General features: G+C 66.9%; 23 protein-coding genes. 13 read left to right on the forward strand and 10 right to left on the reverse strand.

Going from position 1 to position 23,221, the window contains the following annotated elements:
• The first annotated feature begins 10 nt into the window (after window positions 1-10).
• A complete protein-coding gene (locus tag LCM15_RS20430) occupies window positions 11-880 on the forward strand; it encodes a DMT family transporter (RefSeq protein WP_224859717.1) in 870 nt (289 codons plus the stop codon).
• 3 nt (window positions 881-883) lie between these two features.
• Here the strand turns inward: LCM15_RS20430 and LCM15_RS20435 are convergent, their stop codons facing one another.
• Entirely contained in the window at window positions 884-1,168 is a 285-nt protein-coding gene (locus LCM15_RS20435) for a hypothetical protein (RefSeq protein ID WP_224859676.1), read from the reverse strand.
• 140 nt (window positions 1,169-1,308) lie between these two features.
• On the opposite strand from LCM15_RS20435, the gene era reads away from it, so the two are divergent.
• Complete coding sequence (gene era / locus LCM15_RS20440; protein ID WP_224859677.1) at window positions 1,309-2,214, forward strand: GTPase Era; 906 nt, start codon at window positions 1,309-1,311, stop codon at window positions 2,212-2,214.
• A 4-nt stretch (window positions 2,215-2,218) separates the two neighbouring features.
• Window positions 2,219-2,551: a DUF1491 family protein gene (locus LCM15_RS20445; protein ID WP_224859678.1), complete on the forward strand. Its 333-nt coding sequence runs from the start codon at window positions 2,219-2,221 to the stop codon at window positions 2,549-2,551.
• Between the two features lie 7 nt (window positions 2,552-2,558).
• On the opposite strand, the gene LCM15_RS20450 is transcribed toward LCM15_RS20445, so the two are convergent.
• On the reverse strand, window positions 2,559-2,996 hold the full coding sequence (locus LCM15_RS20450; protein WP_224859679.1) for a PACE efflux transporter: 438 nt from the start codon (window positions 2,994-2,996) through the stop codon (window positions 2,559-2,561).
• A 216-nt stretch (window positions 2,997-3,212) separates the two neighbouring features.
• On the opposite strand from LCM15_RS20450, the gene LCM15_RS20455 reads away from it, so the two are divergent.
• Complete coding sequence (locus tag LCM15_RS20455) at window positions 3,213-3,590, forward strand: GFA family protein (protein WP_224859680.1); 378 nt, start codon at window positions 3,213-3,215, stop codon at window positions 3,588-3,590.
• An 8-nt stretch (window positions 3,591-3,598) separates the two neighbouring features.
• Here the strand turns inward: LCM15_RS20455 and LCM15_RS20460 are convergent, their stop codons facing one another.
• The 5 genes from LCM15_RS20460 to recO form a co-directional block, all read right to left on the reverse strand.
• Window positions 3,599-4,369: a FadR/GntR family transcriptional regulator gene (locus LCM15_RS20460; protein ID WP_224859681.1), complete on the reverse strand. Its 771-nt coding sequence runs from the start codon at window positions 4,367-4,369 to the stop codon at window positions 3,599-3,601.
• 81 nt (window positions 4,370-4,450) lie between these two features.
• Window positions 4,451-4,909: a molybdenum cofactor biosynthesis protein MoaE gene (locus tag LCM15_RS20465; RefSeq protein ID WP_224859682.1), complete on the reverse strand. Its 459-nt coding sequence runs from the start codon at window positions 4,907-4,909 to the stop codon at window positions 4,451-4,453.
• A gap of 14 nt (window positions 4,910-4,923) precedes the next feature.
• On the reverse strand, window positions 4,924-5,172 hold the full coding sequence (gene moaD, locus LCM15_RS20470) for a molybdopterin converting factor subunit 1 (RefSeq protein ID WP_224859683.1): 249 nt from the start codon (window positions 5,170-5,172) through the stop codon (window positions 4,924-4,926).
• On the reverse strand, window positions 5,169-5,834 hold the full coding sequence (gene pgsA / locus LCM15_RS20475; protein WP_224859684.1) for a CDP-diacylglycerol--glycerol-3-phosphate 3-phosphatidyltransferase: 666 nt from the start codon (window positions 5,832-5,834) through the stop codon (window positions 5,169-5,171). Before pgsA ends, moaD begins: the two co-directional genes overlap by 4 nt.
• A gap of 54 nt (window positions 5,835-5,888) precedes the next feature.
• The gene (recO, locus tag LCM15_RS20480; RefSeq protein WP_224859685.1) at window positions 5,889-6,617 is read right to left on the reverse strand and encodes a DNA repair protein RecO; all 729 of its coding nucleotides are present in this window, start codon (window positions 6,615-6,617) and stop codon (window positions 5,889-5,891) included.
• Between the two features lie 57 nt (window positions 6,618-6,674).
• Between recO and LCM15_RS20485 the strand changes: the two genes are divergently transcribed.
• Complete coding sequence (locus LCM15_RS20485) at window positions 6,675-7,271, forward strand: Pr6Pr family membrane protein (RefSeq protein WP_224859686.1); 597 nt, start codon at window positions 6,675-6,677, stop codon at window positions 7,269-7,271.
• Window positions 7,272-7,598: 327 nt separating this feature from the next.
• Here LCM15_RS20485 and LCM15_RS20490 read toward each other — a convergent pair whose 3' ends face one another.
• Together LCM15_RS20490 and LCM15_RS20495 are read right to left on the reverse strand one after the other, a co-directional pair.
• Window positions 7,599-8,936 carry an ammonium transporter gene (locus LCM15_RS20490; protein ID WP_224859687.1) on the reverse strand — a complete coding sequence of 446 codons (1,338 nt, stop codon included), beginning with the start codon at window positions 8,934-8,936 and terminating at the stop codon, window positions 7,599-7,601.
• 39 nt (window positions 8,937-8,975) lie between these two features.
• On the reverse strand, window positions 8,976-9,314 hold the full coding sequence (locus tag LCM15_RS20495) for a P-II family nitrogen regulator (protein ID WP_224859688.1): 339 nt from the start codon (window positions 9,312-9,314) through the stop codon (window positions 8,976-8,978).
• A gap of 257 nt (window positions 9,315-9,571) precedes the next feature.
• Between LCM15_RS20495 and LCM15_RS20500 the strand changes: the two genes are divergently transcribed.
• The 4 genes from LCM15_RS20500 (at window position 9,572) to rlmH (ending at window position 15,244) form a co-directional block, all read left to right on the forward strand.
• The gene (locus LCM15_RS20500; protein ID WP_224859689.1) at window positions 9,572-11,764 is read left to right on the forward strand and encodes a transglycosylase domain-containing protein; all 2,193 of its coding nucleotides are present in this window, start codon (window positions 9,572-9,574) and stop codon (window positions 11,762-11,764) included.
• Between the two features lie 103 nt (window positions 11,765-11,867).
• Window positions 11,868-14,201 (forward strand): aldehyde dehydrogenase family protein, encoded by a 2,334-nt coding sequence (locus tag LCM15_RS20505; RefSeq protein ID WP_224859690.1) that lies wholly within the window; start codon window positions 11,868-11,870, stop codon window positions 14,199-14,201.
• A gap of 190 nt (window positions 14,202-14,391) precedes the next feature.
• On the forward strand, window positions 14,392-14,763 hold the full coding sequence (rsfS, locus tag LCM15_RS20510; RefSeq protein ID WP_224859691.1) for a ribosome silencing factor: 372 nt from the start codon (window positions 14,392-14,394) through the stop codon (window positions 14,761-14,763).
• Between the two features lie 10 nt (window positions 14,764-14,773).
• Window positions 14,774-15,244 carry a 23S rRNA (pseudouridine(1915)-N(3))-methyltransferase RlmH gene (rlmH, locus tag LCM15_RS20515; protein ID WP_224859692.1) on the forward strand — a complete coding sequence of 157 codons (471 nt, stop codon included), beginning with the start codon at window positions 14,774-14,776 and terminating at the stop codon, window positions 15,242-15,244.
• A 261-nt stretch (window positions 15,245-15,505) separates the two neighbouring features.
• Here the strand turns inward: rlmH and LCM15_RS20520 are convergent, their stop codons facing one another.
• Window positions 15,506-16,309, reverse strand: coding sequence for an undecaprenyl-diphosphate phosphatase (locus LCM15_RS20520; RefSeq protein WP_224859693.1), 804 nt, complete (start codon window positions 16,307-16,309; stop codon window positions 15,506-15,508).
• Window positions 16,310-16,535: 226 nt separating this feature from the next.
• Here LCM15_RS20520 and LCM15_RS20525 point away from each other — a divergent pair, with 226 nt between their 5' ends.
• The 4 genes from LCM15_RS20525 (at window position 16,536) to gltB (ending at window position 23,193) form a co-directional block, all read left to right on the forward strand.
• Complete coding sequence (locus LCM15_RS20525) at window positions 16,536-17,972, forward strand: NAD(P)-dependent oxidoreductase (protein ID WP_224859694.1); 1,437 nt, start codon at window positions 16,536-16,538, stop codon at window positions 17,970-17,972.
• A gap of 82 nt (window positions 17,973-18,054) precedes the next feature.
• Window positions 18,055-18,492, forward strand: coding sequence for a GFA family protein (locus tag LCM15_RS20530; protein WP_318246069.1), 438 nt, complete (start codon window positions 18,055-18,057; stop codon window positions 18,490-18,492).
• Window positions 18,489-18,635 carry a hypothetical protein gene (locus LCM15_RS20535; RefSeq protein ID WP_224859695.1) on the forward strand — a complete coding sequence of 49 codons (147 nt, stop codon included), beginning with the start codon at window positions 18,489-18,491 and terminating at the stop codon, window positions 18,633-18,635. Before LCM15_RS20530 ends, LCM15_RS20535 begins: the two co-directional genes overlap by 4 nt.
• Before the next feature lie 16 nt (window positions 18,636-18,651).
• The gene (gene gltB, locus LCM15_RS20540) at window positions 18,652-23,193 is read left to right on the forward strand and encodes a glutamate synthase large subunit (RefSeq protein ID WP_224859696.1); all 4,542 of its coding nucleotides are present in this window, start codon (window positions 18,652-18,654) and stop codon (window positions 23,191-23,193) included.
• Window positions 23,194-23,221 lie beyond the last annotated feature (28 nt).

The following is a 23,221-nucleotide window of genomic DNA, read 5'->3' on the forward strand; positions in this document are numbered from 1 at the left end:
CTCGGGCAATATGCTGGGCGCGCTGTTCATGTGCGCCGCCATGACGCTGTTCGCCATTGAGGACGCGCTCTTCAAATCGGTGACCCCGGCCCTGCCGCCCGGCGAGGCGACGCTGATCTTCGGCATCACCGGCACCGCGATCTACGTGCTGCTCACAATGCGCGCACACGAGCCGCTGTTGCACCCCGCGATCCTGCGCCCGAGCCTGATGATCCGGACCTTTTTTGAAATCATCGGCCGGCTGTTCTTTGCCCTGTCGCTGGCCTACACGCCGCTCGCCGTCACCTCGTCGATCCTGCAGGCGGCCCCGCTGGTGGTGACCGCGGGGGCCGCGCTGCTGCTGGGCGAGCGGGTCGGCCCGCGGCGCTGGATCGCGATGGCGGTGGGATTTATCGGCGTGCTGATGATCCTGCGCCCGACGCCAGACGCCTTCCGCCCCGACGCGCTTCTGGCGGTCGCGGGCATGATCGGCTTTGCGATGCGCGATCTGTTCACCCGCGCCAGCCCGCCGGCGGTCTCGACCAACCAGCTCGGCGTGCTGGGCTTCGCGGTGCTGATCGTCGCCGGGCTGATACTGCTGCCCTTCGATCCCGCCCCGCCGCGGCTGCCCACCGGCACCGAGCTTGTCCGGCTGTTGCTGATCGGGGTCGTGGGCGTTGCTGCCTACACCGCTCTCACCCGCGCGATGCGGGTGGGCGAGGTCTCGGTGGTGGCCCCGTTCCGCTACTCGCGGCTCCTGGTGGCGCTGACCTTCGCCTTCCTGTTCTTCGGCGAGCGCCCGGATGTGTGGACGCTGGCGGGCGGGCTGCTGATCGTGGTCAGCGGGGTCTACACCCTCCTGCGCAGCGGCAAGCCCCGGCCTGCCGCAGGTCCGGCCTGATCGTCAGCGCGTCTCGCAGCTTACCTCGATGGCGGGATCGCGCCGCGCGCCGCCAAGCGATTCCTGCGCCAGCGCGATGGCCTGCGCGTTCTTCGACTTCCAACGTTTCGCCTGGCTCTGGCACTCGGCAAGGGGAACGCCCTGCTCGCTTCCCTTGAGCGGCGAGTCGCGGTAGCTGCCGTCGCCCTGCAGGGCGTGGATGGTCGGGACATAGAGGGTCTCGGCACCGGCCACCGTGGCCAGCCCCATGGTCATCAACGCCAAAGCCGCCGCATGAACCTGTCGCATCAAAGTCTCCTTCCGCGCCGCTCCGAGTCGGAACGCTCGTTATATAAGGCAGAGTCTGCGCCCTGCCATCACCGCATCCTATGGCTCTTTGTGCAAAAAACGACTATGTGATGCGGATCATTCCCCCAACGGACCAGCCCATGACCACACGCGCCGGATTTGTCGCCCTGATCGGAGAGCCCAACGCGGGCAAATCCACCCTCACCAACCGCATGGTGGGGGCCAAGGTGAGCATCGTCACCCACAAGGTGCAGACCACCCGCGCCCGCATCCGCGGCGTGGCGATGGAGGGCGACAGCCAGCTTGTCTTCGTCGACACGCCGGGCCTGTTCAAACCGCGCCGCCGGCTCGACCGCGCCATGGTTGCCGCGGCCTGGGGCGGGGCAGCGGATGCCGACATCATCGTGCTGCTGGTCGAGGCCCATCGCGGCATCACCGAGGGCGTCGAGCGCATCCTCGAGGGGCTGGCCGATCTGCCCAAGGGCCGCACCGTGGCGCTGGCAATCAACAAGATCGACCGCGTCGAGTCCAAGGTGCTGCTGAAGCTGACCGAGGATCTCAACGAGCGCTACGCCTTCGCCAAGACCTTCATGATCTCAGCCGAGAAGGGCCACGGCGTGAAGGACCTGCGCGCCTGGCTGGCGGGCGAGGTGCCCGAGAGCCCGTGGCTCTACCCCGAGGACCAGATCGCCGACCTGCCGATGCGCATGATCGCCGCCGAGATGACGCGCGAGAAGCTGACCCTGCGCCTGCATCAGGAGCTGCCCTATCAGCTCACCGTCGAGACCGAGAACTGGGAAGAGCGCGAAGACGGCTCGGCCCGCATCGATCAAATGATCTACGTCATGCGCGACGGCCACAAGGGCATCGTGCTGGGCCGCAAGGGCGAGACGGTCAAGGCGATCGGTCAGGCCGCGCGCGCCGAGCTCGAGGAGTTTCTCGGCCGCAAGGTGCACCTGTTCCTGCAGGTGAAGGTGCGTGAGAACTGGCTCGAGGAAGCAGAGCGCTATTCCGAGATGGGGCTCGACTTCAAGGACGGCAACTGAGCCCGTGGCCCGTCTGACGACGCGGTTCTGGGTCGACGCCTATCTTGCGCGGCTGTCGCTGCAGACCATCCCCGCCTACGTGACCGCCCATGGCGACGACCATGCCGGTGCGGTTCTGGTCAAGCTCGCCACGCTCGACGGCAAGGCGCGCGCCTTTACCCGCGGCTTCGACCTGATGACCGGCGCCCGGCAATGGACCGAGCTGGCCGCCGGCGACGAGCGCGAGGTCGATGCCAGCATCGCGAAACAGCGCAGCTTCGACCCCGATCTCTGGGTGATCGAGGTCGAGGACCGGCAGGGCCGTCACCTGCTCGACGAGGACGGGCTGTCGGACTGAGCCCGTCCTACTCGGCGGCCCGCGCCGCCTGCCATTCGGGCAGCGGAAACAGCCGGTCGTAGCCCCAATTGAAGCACAGCGCGTAGAGCATGTAGAACGCCGCAAAGGCCGCATCCATGACCAGCGCCTGCCAGATCGAGATGCCGAGATACCATGCGATGAACGGCATTAGCACCACCAGCAGGCCACCCTCGAACAGCACCGCGTGCAGGATGCGGACGCGGTTGCTCTTCTCGGTGCTGCCGGTCCGGCGCTGCAGGCCCAGATCGAACAGATAGTTGTAGATCAGGTTCCACAGGGTCGCGAGCGTGGCACTGACGATGCCGACCACGCCGATGTCGTGCACCGGCATGTGAAACGCGATGGCGCCGAGCGGGACGACCAGAAGCAGGCCGAGGATTTCGAAGCTGAGGGCGTGACGAAGACGATCAAGAGGAGAGCGCATGGCAACCTTTTCCTTGGTAGCCGGGCCGTCCCGGATGATATCCCGATCTGGGGGAGGTCGTCCTCTCCCCTCAGAGATGCCAATGTCCGGGCGAATTATCAAGGTCGGGAGGCGCGGCTTCGGCGGAACTGTGCCTGAGAGGGCCAGAACAGTTGCCTCTGGCGGACCGCGCCCGCCTCCGCAAGGATGGCAACCTAATCAGAGGGAAGCGAGCACATGAGCGAAACCAGTGGAGGCTGCCTCTGCGGCGCGGTGCGCTTCGTCGCAAGCGGCGCGCCGGATCGGGTCGGGATCTGCCATTGCATGGACTGCCGCAAGCACCACGGCGCGGCGTTCTATGCGTCCGCTGTCTTCCCTGCGACGGCCGTGCGTGTCACCGGGGAAACGCGTAGCTACGAGGGGCGGCATTTCTGCGAGACCTGCGGCTCTTCGGTCTTTGCGCGCAGCGGCGACGAGGTGGAGCTTCATCTCGGGGCGCTCGACACCCCCGGCGCGTTCGAACCGAGCTACGAGCTCTGGACCTGCCGGCGCGAACCGTGGCTACCACCCTTCCCCGGCATGGCCTCGTTCGAGCGCGAGCGCGAGGACATCTGAAAGCCGTTTCAGCCTTTCGTCCGGACCCGCTCAAAGCGCTGGCGGGCGATGTCCTCGTCGCGTTCGGCCTGCCGGTCGGCGGCCAGCGCCGTCTCGACATAGCTCAGATGCGCCTCGACAGCGGCACGGGCGGCTTTCGGGTCGCGCGCCTGCAGTGCGGTGTTGATGGCGCGGTGCTGGTCGAGCAGCGCTTCGCGGGTGGTGCGCTGCTTGAACATGACGGAGCGGTTGTAGAACACCCCCTCGCGCAGCAGCTGATACATCGACCGCATCATGTGCAGCATGATGACGTTGTGGCCGGCCTCGATGATCGCGAGATGAAAGTCGGCATCGAGCCGCGCCTCGTCGGCCGGGTTGCGCTTGCTGTGTGCCGTTTCCATCTGCACGAACAGCTCGTCGATGACCTTGAGGTCGGTTTCGGTGCCGTGGATCGCGGCGCGCTCGGCGGCCAGCCCCTCCATGTCGCGGCGAAAGCTCAGGTAGTCGAACACCGCCTCGTCATGGCGGGCAAAGAGCTGCACCAGCGTGTCGGAAAACGCCGAGCCCAGCGCCTCGGTGACAAAGATCCCCGCCCCCGCGCGCGAGGCCAGCAGGCCGCGCGATTGCAGATCCGAGACCGCCTCGCGCAGCGACGGGCGCGACACGCCCAGCCGCTCCGAAAGCTCGCGCTCCGCCGGGAGCCGTTCGCCCGGGCGCAGGATGCCGCGCAGGATCAGTTCCTCGATCTGGCGCACCACCGCGGCGGCGAGCTTTTCCGAATGCACGGGGCGGAAGGGCATGGGGTGATCCGATCTTGCGAGAATTGGTCAGATCATATGACCGCGCCCCCACCGGGCGCAAGGCACGTCACCGGTCAGCGCTCACCAGCGATCCAGCGCGGCCTCGTCCTCGTCCTTGGCCGCGACCCAGGACTGGTCGCCGCCGGCGCTTTCCTTCTTCCAGAAGGGGGCGCGGGATTTCAGGTAGTCCATCAGGTATTCCGCCGCCTCGAAGGCGTGCTGGCGGTGCGCCGAGGCGGTGGCGACCATCATGATGCGCTCGCCCGCCGCCATCTTGCCGTAACGGTGGATCACCAGCACCTCGCCCAGCGACCAGCGCGTCCGCGCCTCGGTGGCGATCTTGGTCAGCGCCTTCTCGGTCATGCCGGGATAGTGTTCGATCTCCATGCCGTCGAGGCCGCCGGCCACGTCGCGCACCACGCCGGTAAAGGTCACAACGGCCCCCAGATCGGTGCGGCCCGCGGCAAAGCGCTCGGCCTCGGCGCCGAAATCGAACGGCGCCTCCTGAACCACGATCCGAATTCCGTCCTGCGCTGACATCGCCCGCCCCTTCCTCAGCCGCCGGTCATCGGCGGAAAGAACGCGACCTCGCGTGCGCCGTCGAGCGAGGCGTCGAAATCGGTCAGTTCCTGATCCACGGCCACGCGCAGCGCCGAAAGGTCGGCAAAGGCCGCCTCGTAGCGCTCTTCGCGCGCCTTCAGCTCCTCGACCAAGGCCGCCACGGTGGCGGCAGAGGTCTCGAGCCGTTCTTTAGGCAGCCCGATGCGCTCGCGCACCCAGGCGAAATACAGCACGTCGATCATCTGTCGTCCCTCAGGTGGGGCCACGCCTTCACGAAATAGTCCCAGCCGGTGATCAGCGTCAGCGCGGCGGCCATCCACAGCAGCGTGAGGCCGAGATAGCCGGTCCAGAGCATCCCCTGCTCCTTCCAGATCAGCCCGTGCGCGTCCGCAGCCTCACGGCTGAGAATCGCACTGACCTGCTCGGGTGACAGCCCCTCGACGCTGACGGCGAGGTAATGCTCGAACACACCCTGCGCGAACAGCACCGCGATGGCGACCATCTGGAAGGTGGTCTTCCACTTCGCCAGCTTGGTGACCTTCAGCGTCCCGGCGGTGTCGCCGAGGTATTCGCGCAGGCCGCTGACAAAGACCTCGCGGAAGAGGATGAAGGTCGCGGGCAGCACCAGCCACGGCGACATTGAGGAATAGCCCACGATCACCATCAGGGCGATCACCACCATCGCCTTGTCGGCGATCGGGTCGAGCATTGCGCCGAGCTTTGATTCGAGGCTCCAGGCGCGGGCGATATACCCGTCGAACCAGTCGGTTACGGCGGCGCTGATGAACAGCAGCAGTGCGAACCAGTCCGCCAGCGGGCGGGAAAAATACAGGAACATCACCGCAACGCCGGGGGCGGCGAGCAGGCGAAGGGCGGTGAGGGTGTTTGGCAGGGTCCAGCGCATGGAGGATACGTAGCGCCCTTTGGGGGCCGAGGAAAGGGAGCCGCGCGCGACAGTTCAATTCGACTGTCGAGCCAGCCGGTCGAGGAACAGTCCGCGCGCCGCCGGAAGCGGCCTGTCGCCGAGCGCCGGGGCCAGCCGGTTCTCGAGGAAATGCCCCGTCGTGCGCAGCGCGTCGAGGATCTCGGCGTCGGGCGCGGTGCCCCGGCCGAGCATCACCGGCGGCAGCGGCAGCAGCCGTGCCACCCAATCCCCCGCCCCGAAGGCCGAAACCGCCCGCCCCGTGCGCGGCGAGACGTAATCGAGTGGCTCGTTGGTGCCGGTCACGGCGCAGGCCGAGAGATCGAGGCCAAAGCCCATCTCGTCGAGCAGTGCCATTTCCCAGCGCATGTAGGCCAGCGGCCAGAGGTCGCGCTCGGCCAGCAGATCGAGCAGGCTCTCGGTGCGGGCATAGAGCGCCGGGTGGGCTTCGCGCTCGGGCAGGCAGAACGACAACAGCGCCACCACCGCGTTGAGCCCGGCCAGCGACAGGCGGTCGGACATGGCGCTGGCGGCACGCGAGCGCTGCGGCTCGACGGTCCATGCGCCCATGTGATCCTCGAGCCGGGCGCGCCATGTCAGGTCGAGCTGCGCGCCAGGCTGCAGCGAGGGCGCGATCTTGCGCGAGGTACCGCCGCGCAGCACCCCCATGTGGCGGCCATGCGTGGCGGTGAAGACCTCGAGAATCGCCGAGGTCTCGCCATGCCTGCGGGCCGAGAGAAGAATGCCGGTGTCGCGCCAATCCATGCCTGCGACTATCCTTTGCCTTGCCGGGATCGGCAAGTTGCGTCACATCGTGCCGCCATGACCCTGCCCGCCCGCCTTTTCGCAACACTCATCGCCCTTGTCGCCGTGGCCGGGCTGGTGTTGCAGTTCGTGACCTATCGGATCGGCCATCCCGGCGCGGATGCGCTCGAGACGGTCTGGAGCCTTGCGCGCTATTTCACCATCCTGACCAACACTCTGGTGGCGGCGACCTTCACGCTCATGACGGTCCGCGGCCGGATGCCCGGCCCGCTCTGGATCGGCGGGCTGACGCTGTGGATCGCCATCGTGGGCGTGGTCTACTACGCGCTGCTGGCCAACTCGGTCAGCGGGCTCGACGCCGTCGCCGACCGGCTGGTGCACTTGGCGACGCCGCTGCTGACGGCGGTGTTCTGGCTCTTCTACGCCCCGAAGCACGCGCTCAGGCTGGCCAGTGCGGCAATCTGGCTGCTCTGGCCGCTGCTCTATGTGGCCTACGCGCTTCTGCGAGGTGAGCTCGACGGCTTCTACCCGTATTTCTTCGTCGACCCGACCCGCATCGGCTGGGACGGGGTGCTGCGCTGGTCGGCGCTGCTCGGTGTCAGTTTCGCCGCCGCCGGGGGCCTTCAGGTGGGCATCGCCCGGCTGCTGCGCTGAGCGACGCCGGGGCGACCCCGGCTCAGGCCGCTACCCCTGTGACAAGAGACTAGCCGGGAGGCGCGTCCGCCCGCCGTTAGACACGAAGGTCTCTCCCGGAGCCACGCCCTTGCCCGGTCTTCGTGGGCCGGCACACAAAGGCTCGGGGCACGCACACCACGCAACACTCCTCTGACGGCCCCGCCCCTGATTCCGAGACCTCACACCCAGCGCCCCCACCGAGGCTCGCCAACCTTTGGCCGGGCGGCACCGGACCTCTGAACAACAAAAAACCCGGGCGCGAACGCCCGGGCAGTTGGTCACAAAAGGCTGAAAGGAAGGAGGAAATCAGCCTTTGGAGAATTCCGGGTAGGCCTCCATACCCAGCTCGCCCATGTCGAGGCCCGCGATCTCTTCCTCTTCCGAGACACGGATGCCCATGACCAGCTTGAGGACGAACCACACGATGGCGGAGGTGACGACGGTGAAGATGCCGACCACGACGATGCCGTAGAGCTGGGTGCCGAGGGATGCTTCGGGGTTGGTGAAGACCACGGCGATGGTGCCCCAGATGCCGCAGATCAGGTGCACCGGGATCGCGCCGACGACGTCGTCGATCTTCATCTTGTCGATCGCCGGGATGGCGAAGACCACGATGATACCGCCGATGGCGCCGATGATGGTGGCAGCGCCCAGCGAGGGGGTCAGCGGCTCGGCGGTGATCGAGACGAGGCCTGCAAGGGCGCCGTTCAGGACCATGGTGAGGTCGGGCTTCTTGAACATCACCTGGCTGGTGATCAGCGCCGCGATGGCGCCACCGGCAGCGGCGGTGTTGGTGTTGGCGAAGATGCGCGACACGTCCGCCACGTCACCCACGGTGCCCATGGCCAGCTGCGATGCGCCGTTGAAGCCGAACCAGCCGAGCCACAGGATGAACGTGCCGAGCGTGGCGAGGGTCAGGTTGGAGCCCGGGATCGGGATCACGGTGCCATCGCGGAACTTGCCGATACGCGGGCCGAGGATGAGCGCACCGGTCAGAGCGGCCCAGCCACCCACGGAGTGCACGACGGTCGAGCCTGCGAAGTCGAGGAAGCCTGCGGCGTCGAGGAAACCGCCGCCCCACTTCCAGGAGGCCTGCAGCGGGTAGATGATCGAGGTCAGGACGATCACGAAGATCAGGAACGGCCACAGCTTGATGCGCTCGGCCAGGGTGCCCGAGACGATCGATGCGGTGGTGGCGCAGAACATCAGCTGGAAGAAGAAGTCCGAGCCGGTCGAGGCGTAGCCGTAATCGTCGGCGCCCTCGGCGGTCACGCCCACGACCTCAAGAACCGCAGGACCCCAGACGCCGGAAATGATGCCATCGGTGGCCCAGGTGCCCAGCGGGTACATCAGGTTGTAGCCGATCAGGTAGTAGAAGATCGCCGCGAGCGAGAACAGCGCGACGTTCTTCATGCACTGCATGGCCACGTTCTTGGAGCGGACCAGGCCGGCCTCGAGCATTGCGAAACCCGCGGCCATCCAGAACACCAGGAAGCCACCGATGAGGAAGAGCAGCGAGTTGAAGATGAAGACGGTGTCGGTCGACGCATTGACGCCCGGAGCGGGGCCCTCGTCCTGCGCCAGGCCCAGCGAGGGCAGCGCGATCAGCGCGGCAGCCGGGGCGAGAGTCTTGAGAAGTTTCATGTTCCGTTGTCCCTTGTAATCTTTGCGAACGAACCGCGATCAGATCGCGTCTGCGTCGGTCTCGCCGGTACGGACCCGCACCGCCTGGGCCACGTCGAGCACGAAGATCTTGCCGTCGCCGATCTTGCCGGTCTGCGCCGTCTTGGTGATCGTTTCGACGACCTGGTCTGCCATGGAGGACGCCACCACGATCTCGAGCTTGATCTTCGGCACGAAGTTCACTGCATATTCCGCGCCACGGTAGATTTCGGTGTGACCGGACTGAGAGCCGAAGCCTTTGATTTCCGTCACCATCATGCCGCGGACGCCGATACCGGTGAGCGCCTCGCGCACCTCCTCGAGCTTGAACGGCTTGATCGTCGCAATGATCAGTTTCACCTTGGTCCCTTTCAGTTTGGCAGACGGCTGCCTGCGGTATGCATGGGCAGAAAGCCGCTCAATCCCGCGCATTGGAAGAAAAGGCCCAGTCTGCGCCCGAATGTGCCGTCGATTCCGCACAAGAAATGCGCGCAATATGTGCGGCTGCTCAGTTTCAGTGCAGATCAAAAAGTCATCAATTGGGCGGTTTCGCGGTCTACATCATCCGGCAAAGCCGCTATCCTGCCGCGAAAGAGCAGTATGCCAGGCAAGACGACATGAGTGATTCAGGCCGGGGCAAGGGCCGGCTGGTGGCGGAGCAACGCTATCAGAAAAAGGCCGGCCAGACGCCCAGGAAACCCAACCCGAAAAAGACCAACCGCAAACCGTCGCGGCGCAAACCCGTGCGCAAGCGCAATCCCATCGTGGCCTTCTTCCTCGGCATCTTCCGCTGGGTCTTTGGCCTGATCTGGAAGATCACGTGGCGCATCACCGCCGTGGTGGCGCTGCTGCTTGCGGTCGGCGTGGGCTATTTCTACGCCCAGCTTCCCCCGGTCGAAGAGCTGCTCGACGGTCGCGCCCGCGGCTCGGTCACGCTGATGGACCGCAACGGCCAGATCTTTGCGTGGCGCGGCGACCAGTTCGGCGGCGCGGTGACCGCGGACAGCGTCAGCCCGCATCTGCGCAACGCCGTCATTGCCACCGAGGACAAGCGCTTCTACCGCCATTTCGGCATCTCGCCGCGCGGCATTGCCAGCGCCGTGCGTATCAACATGTCCGAAGGCCGCGGCCCGCTCTCGGGCCATGGCGGCTCGACCATCACCCAGCAGACGGCAAAGCTGCTCTGCCTCGGCGTCCCGTATGACGACACCAAGTGGGAGAGCGAGGCTGCCTATATCTCGGACTGCCGCCGCACCACGCTGGTCCGCAAGGGCCGCGAGGCGCTCTACGCGATGGCGATGGAGGCCAAGTACACCAAGGACGAGATCCTCTCGATCTACCTCAACCGCGCCTACATGGGCGGCGGGGCCTACGGTGCCGAGGCCGCCGCTCAGCGTTACTTCAGCAAGCACGCGGGCGAACTGAACCCGCAGGAATCGGCGATGCTCGCCGGGCTGCTGACCGCGCCTTCGTCGCTGTCGCCGACCAACGATCTCGAGCGTTCGCAGGCCCGCGCCGCTACGGTGCTGCGGCTGATGAAAGATCAGGGCTTCCTCACCGCCGAGCAATCCCAGCGCGCCCAGGACAACCCGGCGCAGCTTTCGGAAGAGGCCCAGCGTCGCCTCGGCGGCTATTTCGCCGACTGGGTGATGTCGACCGGGCCGGAGTTCTTCACCCGTGACACCACCGAGGACGTGGTGATCTCGACCACGCTCGACCCCAAGCTGCAACGCGCCGCAGAAGAGGCGATGAACGCCGTCTACAGCGAGAAGGTCACCAAGCCCGGCTCGGTGGTGCAGGCGGCGATCGTGGTGATGTCGGCGGACGGCGCCGTGCGCGCCATGGTCGGCGGCAAGAAAACCGGCGTCTCGGGCGTGTTCAACCGCGCCACGCAGGCGAAGCGCCAGACCGGCTCCTCGTTCAAGCCGTTCATCTACGCCACGGCGCTGGAGCTGGGCTATTCGCCCTATGACACCGTGGTGGACGAGCCGTTCTGCATGAACATCCCCGGCTCGGGCCGGTGGTGCCCCGAGAACTACAGCCGCAGCTACAAGGGCACGGTCACGCTGACCGATGCGCTGAAGCAGTCGCTCAACATCCCGGCGATCAAGATCTCCGAGAGCGTCGGGCGTGATCTGGTGCACAAGGTGGCCAGCGAGTTCGGCATCAAGTCCGACCTCAACGACACCCCTGCCATGGCGCTCGGCACCTCCGAGGCCACGCTTCTCGAGATGACCGGCGCCTATTCCGGCTTTCTCAACGGCGGCTCGGCGGTGGTGCCCTATGGCCTCAAGGAACTGCGCCTCAAGGGCGATGACGAGGTGCTCATGGGCACCGGCGGCGGCATCCGCGAACGGGTAATTCAGAGCCAGGCGGCGGGCCAGCTGACCTGGATGATGGAGAAGGTCATCAGCGAGGGCACCGGACGCCGCGCCCTCCTGCCCGACGGCCGCCCGGCTGCCGGCAAGACCGGCACCTCGAACGATGCCCGCGACGCGTGGTTCATCGGCTTCACCGCCGACTACGTGGTCGGCGTGTGGATGGGCAACGACGACAACTCCCCGCTCAGCGGTGTCACCGGCGGCGGCCTTCCGGCCGACATCTGGCGCGAGACCATGATCCGGGTGAACGAGGGCCTGCCGGTCAAGCCGCTGCCCGCCATCGCCCCTGCCGGCCCCTCGCCGCAGATGGTCGAGCAGCAACAGCGCCAACAGCAGCAACAGCAACAGCAGCAGGCGCCCCGGCAGGAACGCCGCCAGCGCGACAACTTCATCCAGCAGGTTCTGCGCGACCTTCTGGGCGGCGGCTGACTGACGCCACGGCGCACCGCGCGAGGGAGGGGATTTTTCTTTCCCTCGCGCCGCCGACACGGTCTAACACTGGCCACGTCCCCTCGACGGAAGGAGCCCCGGCATGAGCGTGAAAGAGATCTTCGAGAGCATGGAATACGGCCCCGCCCCCGAAAGCGCTGCCGAGGCGCTCAGCTGGCTCGCCGACCGGGGCAACCGGTTCGGCCAGTTCATCGACGGCGCCTTCACCGCGCCAGGCGCCCCCTTCGAGAGCCGCAACCCGGCCTCCGGCGACGTCCTGGCGACCCTCACGCAGGCGACGCAGGCCGATGTCGACGCCGCCGTCTCTGCGGCCCGCGCCGCACAGGGAAAGTGGGAAAAGATCGGCGGCCCGGCCCGCGCCCGCCACCTCTATGCCATCGCCCGGCTGGTGCAGAAACACGCCCGGCTTTTCGCAGTGCTCGAGACGCTCGACAACGGCAAGCCGATCCGCGAGAGCCGCGATATCGACATCCCTCTCGTCGCCCGCCACTTCTACCATCACGCCGGCCACGCCCAGCTGATGGAGAGCGAGATGCCGGGGCGCGAGGCGCTCGGGGTCTGCGGCCAGATCATCCCGTGGAACTTCCCGCTGCTGATGCTGGCGTGGAAGGTCGCGCCGGCACTGGCGATGGGCAACACCGTGGTGCTCAAGCCGGCCGAGTGGACCTCGCTCACGGCACTGCTCTTTGCCGATATCTGCCGTCAGGCGGGCCTTCCGAAGGGCGTGGTCAACATCGTCACCGGCGACGGCGCGGTGGGCGAGATGATCACCGCGGCGGAGGTCGACAAGATCGCCTTCACCGGCTCCACCGAGGTCGGCCGCAAGATCCGTGAGGCCACCGCAGGCAGCGGCAAGGCGCTGACCCTCGAGCTGGGTGGCAAGTCGCCCTACATCGTCTTCGAGGATGCCGACCTCGACAGTGCCGTCGAGGGGCTGGTGGATGCAATCTGGTTCAACGGCGGTCAGGTCTGCTGCGCCGGCTCGCGCCTGCTGGTCCAAGAGGGCATCGCCGAGCGCTTCCATGCCAAGCTCAAGGCGCGGATGGAGAAGCTGCGCATCGGCGATCCGCTCGACAAGTGCATCGACGTGGGCGCCATCGTCGATCCGGTGCAGCGCGAGCGCATCGCGGCGATGGTTGAAGGCAGCGACGGCGAGGTCTTCCAGCCGGGCCCCTGCCCCGAGGGCTGCTTCTACCCGCCCACGCTGATCTCCGGCCTGTCGCCGGCCTCGAAGCTGATGCAGGACGAGATCTTCGGCCCGGTGCTGGTCTCGACCACCTTCCGCACCCCCTCCGAGGCGGTGCAGCTGGCCGACAACACGCGCTACGGCCTCGCCGCCAGCGTCTGGTCCGAGAACATCAACACCGCGCTCGACATCGCCCCCAAGCTGGCCGCCGGCGTGATCTGGGTGAACGGCTCGAACATGTTCGACGCCGCCGCCCCCTTTGGCGGTCTGCGCGAGAGCGGCTTTGGCCGCGAGGGCGGGCCGGAAGGGCTGCAAGCCTACACCCGCGATGCGCGCAAGCCCAAGGCGCTCAAGCCGATCGCGCCGTTCGGCGGCGACGAGGCCGAGCCACAACCGGTGGACCGCACCGCCAAGCTCTATATCGGTGGCAAGCAGGCGCGGCCCGATGGCGGCTATGCCCGCGCGGTCAACGACAGGCGCGGCAAGCTCATCGGTCAGGCGCCGCTGGCCAATCGCAAGGACCTGCGCAACGCCGTGGAGGCCGCGCGCGGCGCGGCGGCGTGGTCCTCGGCCAGCGCCCACACCCGCGCTCAGGTGATCTATTACATCGGCGAGAACCTCTCGGCCCGCGCCGAGGAGTTCGCTGCCACCCTCGACCGGATGACCGGCGCCCGCACCGGCGCCAGCGAGGTCGAGAAGTCGGTCGAGCGGCTGTTCACCTACGCCGCATGGGCCGACAAGTTCGACGGCCGCATCGCCAGCGTGCCGCTGCGCGGCGCGGCGCTGGCCATGCGCGCGCCCTGCGGCGTGATCGGCGGCTTCTGCCCCGATGCCTTCCCCCTGCTCGGGCTGGTGTCGCTGATGGCCCCGGCCATCGCCATGGGCAACCGCGCGATTCTCGTGGCCTCGGAGCCGTTCCCGCTTGCCGCGACGGAATTCTATCAGGTGCTCGAGACCTCGGACGTGCCGGGCGGGGTGGTCAACATCCTCACCGGCAGCCATGCCGAGCTCGCGCCCGCGATGGCCGGCCACATGGATATCGAGGCGGTGTGGAGCTTCTCGGGCGCCGATCTCTCGGCCGAGATCGAGCGCGGCGCGGCAGGCAACCTCAAGCGAAGCTGGGTGAATTACGCCCAGGACCGCGACTGGATGCGGGCCGACGGCGAGGGCCGCGCCTTCCTCGAGGCCGCCACCGAGGTCAAGACGGTGTGGATCCCCTGGGGCGCGTGATGCGGGCTTGATGCTTGGCGGCGGCGGCGTTAAGCGCTGCGCTGCCCTGCGATCATTGAGATTTTGCGTCTCCGATGCTATATTCAAGGCACGCCCGGCGCCGGGGTGGCTTTCGGCGCTTGCAACCAAGGAGGACAACGTCCTGACACTTACTGCGAATGCGGCCGGTGCCGCAGAGCCGGGGGCGCCGATGAACGGTCTGCCCCAATCCGAGGTCACAAGCGAGCAGATCCTCGCGCGCATCCTCGAAAGCCTCGATGACAACAAGGCGGAAGACATCGTGCAGATCGACCTGCGCGGCAAGACCTCCGTGTGCGACCACATGGTCGTCTGCTCGGGCCGGTCTTCGCGTCAGGTTGTCTCGATCGCCGAGAAGCTGGCCGAAAACCTGAAGCACGATCTGGGTGTGCTGCCCAAGATCGAGGGTCAGGACACCGGCGACTGGGTTCTGGTCGATACCGGCGATGTCATCGTCCATGTCTTCCGCCCGGAAGTGCGCGAGTTCTACCAGCTCGAGAAGATGTGGATGCCGCTCGGAAAGACCGAGCAGACCGCGACCTGATCACGGTCCCATGCGTGTGCATCTTTGCGTCGTGGGGCGCCTTCGGGCGGGCCCCGAACGCGATCTAGTCGACGATTACCTGAAGAGATTCGACCGCACCGGTCGCGCGCTCGGGCTGGGCCCGGTGCGCGTGGTGGAGGTCGACGACCGCAAGGGCGGCGGCATGGCCGCCGAGGCGGAGTTGCTGCGCCGCGCCCTGCCCTCCGGCGCCCGGCTCTGCATCCTCGACGAACGCGGCAAGCTGATGAGCTCGCCGTACTTCGCCCAGACCCTCGGACGCTGGCGCGATGACGGCACGCAGGACATGGCCTTCGTCATCGGTGGTGCCGATGGCATCGACCCGTCGCTGCGCGCCGAGGCCGACATGGCGCTCTCCTTCGGGCAGATGGTGTGGCCGCACATGCTGGTGCGCGTGATGATCGCCGAGCAGCTTTACCGGGCCGCCTCGATCCTGTCCGGAAGCCCGTACCACCGCGTCTGAGCGGACGAACCGACTCACCTGAGCGGGAAGTCGCGCGCGCGGCAATTTGCAGCGGCGGGTTTCCGCTAGCGGTATTGAGGCACCATTGCGCTGCCCGACTCGCTTGAATTAGCAGGATTCCAAGCGTGTGCTCGCGTACTGAAATCGCGCGTATGCGTCGGCATCCCTGTCCCCAGCGGTCAATTCCCGTCCGCGAGTCGGCGCATCTCAAGGCCCCGGAGTTCCCCAAACTCCGGGGCCACCCTTTTTCCGGGGGGAAGCTCAGGTGTAGGCGTAGATCAGCAGCGCGACGCCGAGCACGACCCGGTAGATCACGTAGGGCGTGAAGCTCACCGAGCGCAGCAGGCGCATCATCAACGTCAGCGCCGCGAGCGCCGCGCCAAAGGCGAAGACCGCACCGATCAGCCCGTCGATGGCAACGCGTGCATTGGCCTCGGAGGCGACCTCGAGGCCAAGCAGGGCGCCCGAGGCGAGGATCGTCGGGATCGACATCAGCATCGCGATTTTGGCGGCGTCGTGCCGGTTGTAGCCAAGGAAGCGACCGCCGGTGATGCAGATGCCCGAGCGCGAGGTGCCGGGAATCAGCGCCACCGCCTGCCAGAGCCCCATCTTCAGCGCATCCATGGCGCCCCAGTCCTCCTCCTGCTTGTGCACCGGGCCGCGCTGGTCGGCCCAGTAGAGCACGAGACCGAAGCCCAGCATCGTCCAGCCGATCACCTCGACCGAGCGCAGCGCCTCGTCGAGGCCGGTGATCTTGATCGCGAGGCCCGCGATGACGACCGGGATGGTGGCGATGATGAGACCCAGGGCCAACCGCGCCCCCGGCGTCTGGCGCCGCCCCCGGAGGAGGTCGACGGTGCCGAGCGCGGCCACGCGCACGTCGCTCCAGAAGTAGAGCACCACGGCGGCCAGCGTGCCGACATGCACGGCGACATCGATCGCCTGCCCCTGATCGGCCATGCCGGTCAGATTCGGCAGCAGAATCAAATGACCCGAAGAGGAAATTGGCAGAAACTCGGTGATGCCCTGGATCAGGGCCAGCAGGATGAGCTGCAGCAATGGCATGGGCGGGAACCTCCGGCTAGCCTCGTGCCGTGTCTATAACGCCCTTGTTTCAAGGGGAAGAGTGACAAATAGGTCCGGGTCGTTACTCAATTTTCATCAAAGGATGCTGGGCTCCACGTGGCGAGGGTAAAATAAACCGAATATAGGTCAGGCTTTCTGACTTTTCTTTCATTTCGGCTTTCAGTATTGAAGCCAAACCCAAGGACTTGTTCGGAGACCCAGGAACATGGCGAAGCAGCCGATGCTCAAATTCGTGAAGATCGAGCGGGACATGCCCGAGAAACGCGAGGCAGATGTCCGGAACAAGGACTTCGACGAAATCTATGCCGAATTCGCCGACGCGAAAGCGACGGAACAGTCGAGCCGTTGTTCGCAATGCGGCGTTCCGTACTGCCAGTCGCACTGCCCGCTGCACAACAACATCCCCGACTGGCTGCGCCTGACCGCGACCGGCCGCCTCGAGGAGGCCTACGAGGTCAGCCAGGCGACCAACACCTTCCCCGAGATCTGCGGCCGCATCTGCCCGCAGGATCGCCTGTGCGAAGGCAACTGCGTCATCGAGCAGTCGGGCCACGGCACCGTGACCATCGGCTCGGTCGAGAAGTACATCACCGACACCGCGTGGGAGAAGGGCTGGGTCAAGCCCGCCGCCCCGGCGCAGGAACGCTCCGAGAGCGTGGGCATCATCGGCGCCGGCCCGGGTGGCCTTGCCGCTGCCGACATGCTGCGCCGCGCCGGCGTTCAGGTGACGGTCTATGACCGCTACGATCGTGGCGGCGGCCTGCTGACCTATGGCATCCCGGGCTTCAAGCTCGAGAAAGAGATCGTCATGCGCCGGATGCAGCAGCTCGAGGAGGGCGGCGTCCGCTTCGTGATGAACTGCCGCGTCGGCGACGACATGTCGTTCGAGGATCTCCGCGCGCAGCACGACGCGGTGATCATCGCCACCGGCGTCTACAAGTCGCGCGACCTGCGCGGCCCGGGCGCCGGCGCAACCGGCATCGTCAAGGCGATCGACTATCTCACCGCGTCGAACCGCACCGCCAATTTCGGCGATAGCGTGCCGGAATACGAAAGCGGCGAGCTCAACGCCAACGGCAAGAAGGTCGTGGTGATCGGCGGCGGCGACACCGCCATGGACTGCGTCCGTACCGCGATCCGTCAGGGCGCCGAGAGCGTGAAGTGTCTCTACCGCCGCGACCGCGCCAACATGCCCGGCTCGCAGCGCGAGACCCAGAACGCCGAGGAAGAGGGCGTCCAGTTCGAGTGGCTGACCGCGCCCAAGGGCTTTGTCGGCGATCCGGTCACCGGCGTGCTGGTGCAGAAGATGCGCCTTGGCCTGCCCGATGCCACCGGCCGCCAGTCGCCCGAGCTGATCGATGGCTCCGATTACGAAGAGCCCGCCGATCTGGTGATCAAGGCGCTCGGCTTCGAGCCGGAAGATCTGCCGACGCTGTGGGGCGCGCCCGAGCTGGAAGTGACCCGCTGGGGCACCATCAAGGCGGAGTTCACCTCCGGCCGCACCGCCCTGCCCGGCGTCTATGCCGTGGGCGACATCGTGCGTGGCGCCAGCCTCGTGGTCTGGGCGATCCGTGACGGCCGCGACTGCGCCGAGCACGTGCTGCAGGACTTCAACAAGACCGCCGCCGTCGCGGCGGAGTGATCCAAGGGTTGCGCGCCCGCGCGGCGCGCCCCGCAAGCCGGCGCGTCGGAGCCCCCGACACACCATGCCAGAGGATAGAGCGATGACCGAACGGACAGGCGGATGCATGTGCGGTGCCGTGCGCTTCACGGCAAAGTCGATGAACGGCTTCGGCGTGTGCCACTGCGAGCAGTGCCGCCGCTGGGCCGGCTCTGCGCTGTTCGCAGTCACCGTCCCGGTCGCCGATATGGCGATCGAGGACGCGGGCAGCATCCGTGCCTTCCGGTCGTCTGACTGGGCCAGCCGCGAATTCTGCGGCACCTGCGGCTCGGTGCTCTGGTATCGCCACGACAAGGGCGTCGACGGCGCCGGCGATTACGAGATCACCATCGGCCTGCTCGACGATGCCGACGGGCTGGAACTCGAGCGCGAGATCTTCGCCGACCAGAAGCCCGACTGCTGGGCATTGCAGGGCGATCATCCGCGCATGAGCCGCGCCGAGACGCTGACGAAATACGGCGTGCAGGTGGACGGCGCATGAGCCGCATCGCTGCAAATGCCCTGCTCGCGACGCGGCCGGCGCTGCTGAGCGACGACCAGAGAGAGACTTACGCGCGTTTGCGCGGATATGGCGGCGGGACCGGGGGGCACGAAGGTGCCGGCCTCGATCGCCCGCAGCATTGATCAAGGAGGCTTGACCATGACCACTTACGACCAGAACTGGGCCGCCGCCGAGGAAGCCAAGCGCAAATGGATGGAAGAGAACGCCATGTTCCGCGAGGAGCATGAGCATTCTTCCTGCGGCGTGGGCCTCGTGGTGTCCATCGACGGCAAGCCGTCGCGCAAGGTTGTCGAGGCAGGCATCACCGCGCTGAAGGCCATCTGGCACCGCGGGGCCGTCGACGCCGACGGCAAGACCGGCGACGGCGCCGGCATCCACGTGCAGATCCCCGTCTCGTTCTTCTACGACCAGATCGCCCGCACCGGCCACGCTCCCCGCAAGGGCGAGCTGATGGCGGTGGGCCAGGTCTTCCTGCCGCGCACCAACTTCGCCTCGCAGGAGACCTGCCGGACCATCGTCGAGACCGAGGTCCTGCGCATGGGCCACTACATCTACGGCTGGCGCCACGTGCCGGTGAACGTGGACTGCCTCGGCGAGAAGGCCAACGCGACGCGCCCCGAGATCGAGCAGATCCTGATCTCGAACGCCAAGGGCATCGACGAAGAGACCTTCGAGCGCGAGCTCTACGTCATCCGCCGCCGCATCGAGAAGGCCGCCGCCGCGGCCGGCATCAACGAACTCTACATCGCCTCGCTGTCCTGCCGCTCGATCATCTACAAGGGCATGATGCTGGCCGAGCAGGTGGCGGATTTCTATCCCGACCTGCAGGACGAGCGCTTCGAGTCCGCCTTCGCGATCTACCACCAGCGCTATTCCACCAACACCTTCCCGCAGTGGTGGCTGGCCCAGCCCTTCCGGATGCTCGCCCATAACGGCGAGATCAACACCCTGAAGGGCAACACCAACTGGATGAAGAGCCACGAGATCCGCATGGCCTCGTCGACCTTCGGCGACATGGCCGAGGACATCAAGCCGATCATCGCCAGCGGGGCGTCGGACTCCGCCGCCCTCGACGCGGTGTTCGAGGTGCTGGTCCGCGCCGGGCGCAACGCGCCGATGGCCAAGACCATGCTGATCCCGGAATCGTGGTCCAAGCAGGCGGTGGAACTGCCGCAGGCGTGGCGCGACATGTATTCCTACGTCAACTCGGTGATGGAGCCGTGGGACGGCCCCGCCGCGCTCGCCATGACCGATGGCCGCTGGGTCTGCGGCGGTCTCGATCGCAACGGCCTGCGCCCGATGCGCTATGTCGTGACCGGTGACGACCTGCTGATCGCCGGCTCCGAGGCGGGCATGGTCCCCGTCGACGAAGGCTCGATCCGCGAGAAGGGCGCGCTTGGGCCGGGCCAGCTCATCGCCGTCGACATGGAAGAGGGCAAGCTCTACCACGACACCGAGATAAAGGACCGGCTCGCTGCCTCGCAGCCCTTCGGCGAATGGGTCGGCAAGATCACCGATCTCGACGAGCCGCTGTCGAAGGTCACCGAGAAGCCGGTCTTCACCGGCTCCGAGCTGCGCAAGCGCCAGATCGCTGCGGGCTACTCGATCGAGGAGCTCGAGCAGATCCTGTCGCCGATGGCCGAGGACGGCAAGGAGGCGCTCGCCTCGATGGGCGACGACACGCCCTCTGCGGTTCTGTCCAAGAAGTACCGCCCGCTGAGCCACTTCTTCCGCCAGAACTTCAGCCAGGTCACCAACCCGCCGATCGACAGCTTGCGCGAATTCCGCGTGATGAGCCTCAAGACGCGGTTCGGCAACCTTAAGAACGTGCTCGATGAATCCTCGTCGCAGACCGAGATCCTCGTGCTCGAGAGCCCGTTCGTGGGCAACGCCCAGTTCGACGCGCTGAAGGACCACTTCAACGCCGGGCTTGTCGAGATCGACTGCACCTTCCCCGCCGATGGCGGCGAGGGCGCTCTGCGCGAGGCGCTGGCACGGATCCGCAACGAAGCCGAGGACGCGGTGCGCTCGGGCGGCGGGCATCTCGTGCTCACCGACCAGCACCAGACCGAGGACAAGATCGCGATGCCGATGATCCTCGCCACCTCGGCGGTGCACTCGTGGCTGACCAAGAAGGGCCTGCGCACGTTCTGCTCGCTGGGCGTGCGCTCGGCCGAGTGCATCGACCCGCATTACTTCGCGGTGCTGGTGGGCTGCGGGGCGACCATCGTGAACCCCTATCTCGCCGAGGACAGCCTTGCCGACCGCATCGACCGCGGCCTGCTCGACGGCAGCCTGACCGAGAACGTCGCCCGCCTCCGCGAGGCCATCGACCAGGGTCTGCTCAAGATCATGGCCAAGATGGGCATCTCGGTGATCTCGTCCTATCGCGGTGGCCTCAACTTCGAGGCGGTGGGCCTGTCGCGCGCCATGTGCGCCGAGTACTTCCCCGGCATGCTGAGCCGGATCTCGGGCATCGGCGTGCACGGCATCCAGACCAAGGCCGAGGAAATCCACCAGCTGGCCTTCCGCGGCGGGCGCGACGTGCTGCCGATCGGCGGCTTCTACAAGGCGCGCAAGTCGGGCGAGACCCACGCCTGGGGGGCGCAGACCATGCACCTCATGCAGGCGGCCTGCAACAAGGCCTCCTACGAGCTGTGGAAGACCTACTCCAAGGCGATGCGGGCCAACCCGCCGATCCACCTGCGCGACCTGCTCGACGTGAAGCCGATCGGCAAGGCGATCCCGATCGAGGAGGTCGAGAGCATCACCTCGATCCGCAAGCGCTTTGTCACCCCGGGCATGTCGCTGGGCGCGCTGTCGCCCGAGGCGCACAAGACCCTCAACGTCGCGATGAACCGCATCGGCGCCAAGTCCGACAGCGGCGAGGGCGGCGAGGATCCGGCACACTTCGTGCCCGAGCCCAACGGCGACAACCCGTCGGCCAAGATCAAGCAGGTGGCCTCGGGCCGCTTCGGCGTCACCGCCGAGTACCTCAACCACTGCGAGGAGCTCGAGATCAAGGTCGCGCAGGGCGCCAAGCCCGGCGAGGGCGGCCAGCTTCCGGGCATGAAGGTCACCGACCTGATCGCCCGCCTGCGCCACTCGACCAAGGGCGTGACGCTGATCTCGCCGCCGCCGCACCACGACATCTACTCGATCGAGGACCTTGCGCAGCTGATCTACGACCTCAAGCAGATCAACCCGCGCTGCAAGGTGACGGTGAAGCTGGTGGCCTCCTCCGGGGTCGGCACGATCGCGGCCGGTGTCGCGAAGGCGAAGGCCGACGTGATCCTGATCTCCGGCCACAACGGCGGCACCGGGGCCTCGCCCGCGACCTCGATCAAGCACGCCGGTCTGCCGTGGGAGATGGGCCTCACCGAGGCGCATCAGGTTCTGGCGATGAACAAGCTGCGGGATCGCGTCACGCTGCGCACCGACGGCGGTCTGCGCACCGGGCGGGACATCGTCATGGCCGCGATGATGGGCGCCGAGGAGTTCGGCATCGGCACCGCCGCGCTGATCGCCATGGGCTGCATCATGGTCCGTCAGTGCCAGTCGAACACCTGCCCGGTGGGCGTGTGCACCCAGGACGAGGAGCTGCGTGGCAAGTTCACCGGCAGCGCCGACAAGGTGGTCAACCTGATCACCTTCTACGCCACCGAAGTGCGCGAGATCCTCGCCTCGATCGGTGCGCGCAGCCTGAACGACGTGATCGGCCGCGCCGATCTGCTGCACCAGGTGTCGCGCGGGGCCGAGCATCTCGACGATCTCGACCTCAACCCGCTGCTGATCCGCGTCGATGGCGCAGACGATATCGTCTACGACCGCAACAAGGACCGCAACCCGGTGCCCGACACGCTCGATGCCGAGATCGTCCGCGACGGTCATCGCTTCCTCGAGGACGGTGAGAAGATGCAGCTCTCCTACGCGGTGCAGAACACACACCGGACCGTGGGCACGCGGACCTCGTCGCACATCGTGTCGAAGTTCGGCATGCGCAACGCGCTGCAGCCCGATCACCTGCACGTCAAGCTGACCGGCTCTGCCGGCCAGTCGCTGGGCGCCTTCGCGGCACCGGGCCTCAAGATCGAGGTCTCGGGCGATGCCAACGACTATGTCGGCAAGGGCCTTTCGGGCGGTCTGATCGTGGTGCGTCCGCCGATGATGTCGCCGCTGAAGGCGGACGAGAACACCATCATCGGCAACACCGTGCTTTACGGTGCCACCGACGGCCACCTCTTCGCCGCCGGCCGCGCCGGCGAGCGCTTCGCGGTGCGCAACTCGGGCGCCAAGGTGGTGGTCGAGGGCTGCGGCTCGAACGGCTGCGAATACATGACCGGCGGTGTGGCGGTGATCCTCGGCCCGATCGGTGCCAACTTCGGTGCCGGCATGACCGGCGGCATGGCCTATCTCTACGATCCCGAGGGCATGGCGCAGGACATGCTCAACATGGAGAGCCTCGTCACCTGCCCGGTGACGCAGGAGCACTGGGAAGCCGAGCTCAAGGGCCTGATCGAGCGCCACGTCGCCGAGACCAACAGCCGCAAGGCGCAGGACATCCTGCAGCACTGGGACCTCGAGAAGGGCAACTTCCTGCAGGTTTGCCCCAAGGAGATGCTCAACAAGATCACCCACCCGCTGGGGATCGAGGAAAGCGTTGCGGTCCCGGCAGAGTAAGCCGCGCCGTATCGACATAGCGAAACGC

Source organism: Salipiger bermudensis, assembly GCF_020171625.1.
Taxonomy (GTDB): Bacteria; Pseudomonadota; Alphaproteobacteria; order Rhodobacterales; family Rhodobacteraceae; genus Salipiger; species Salipiger bermudensis_B.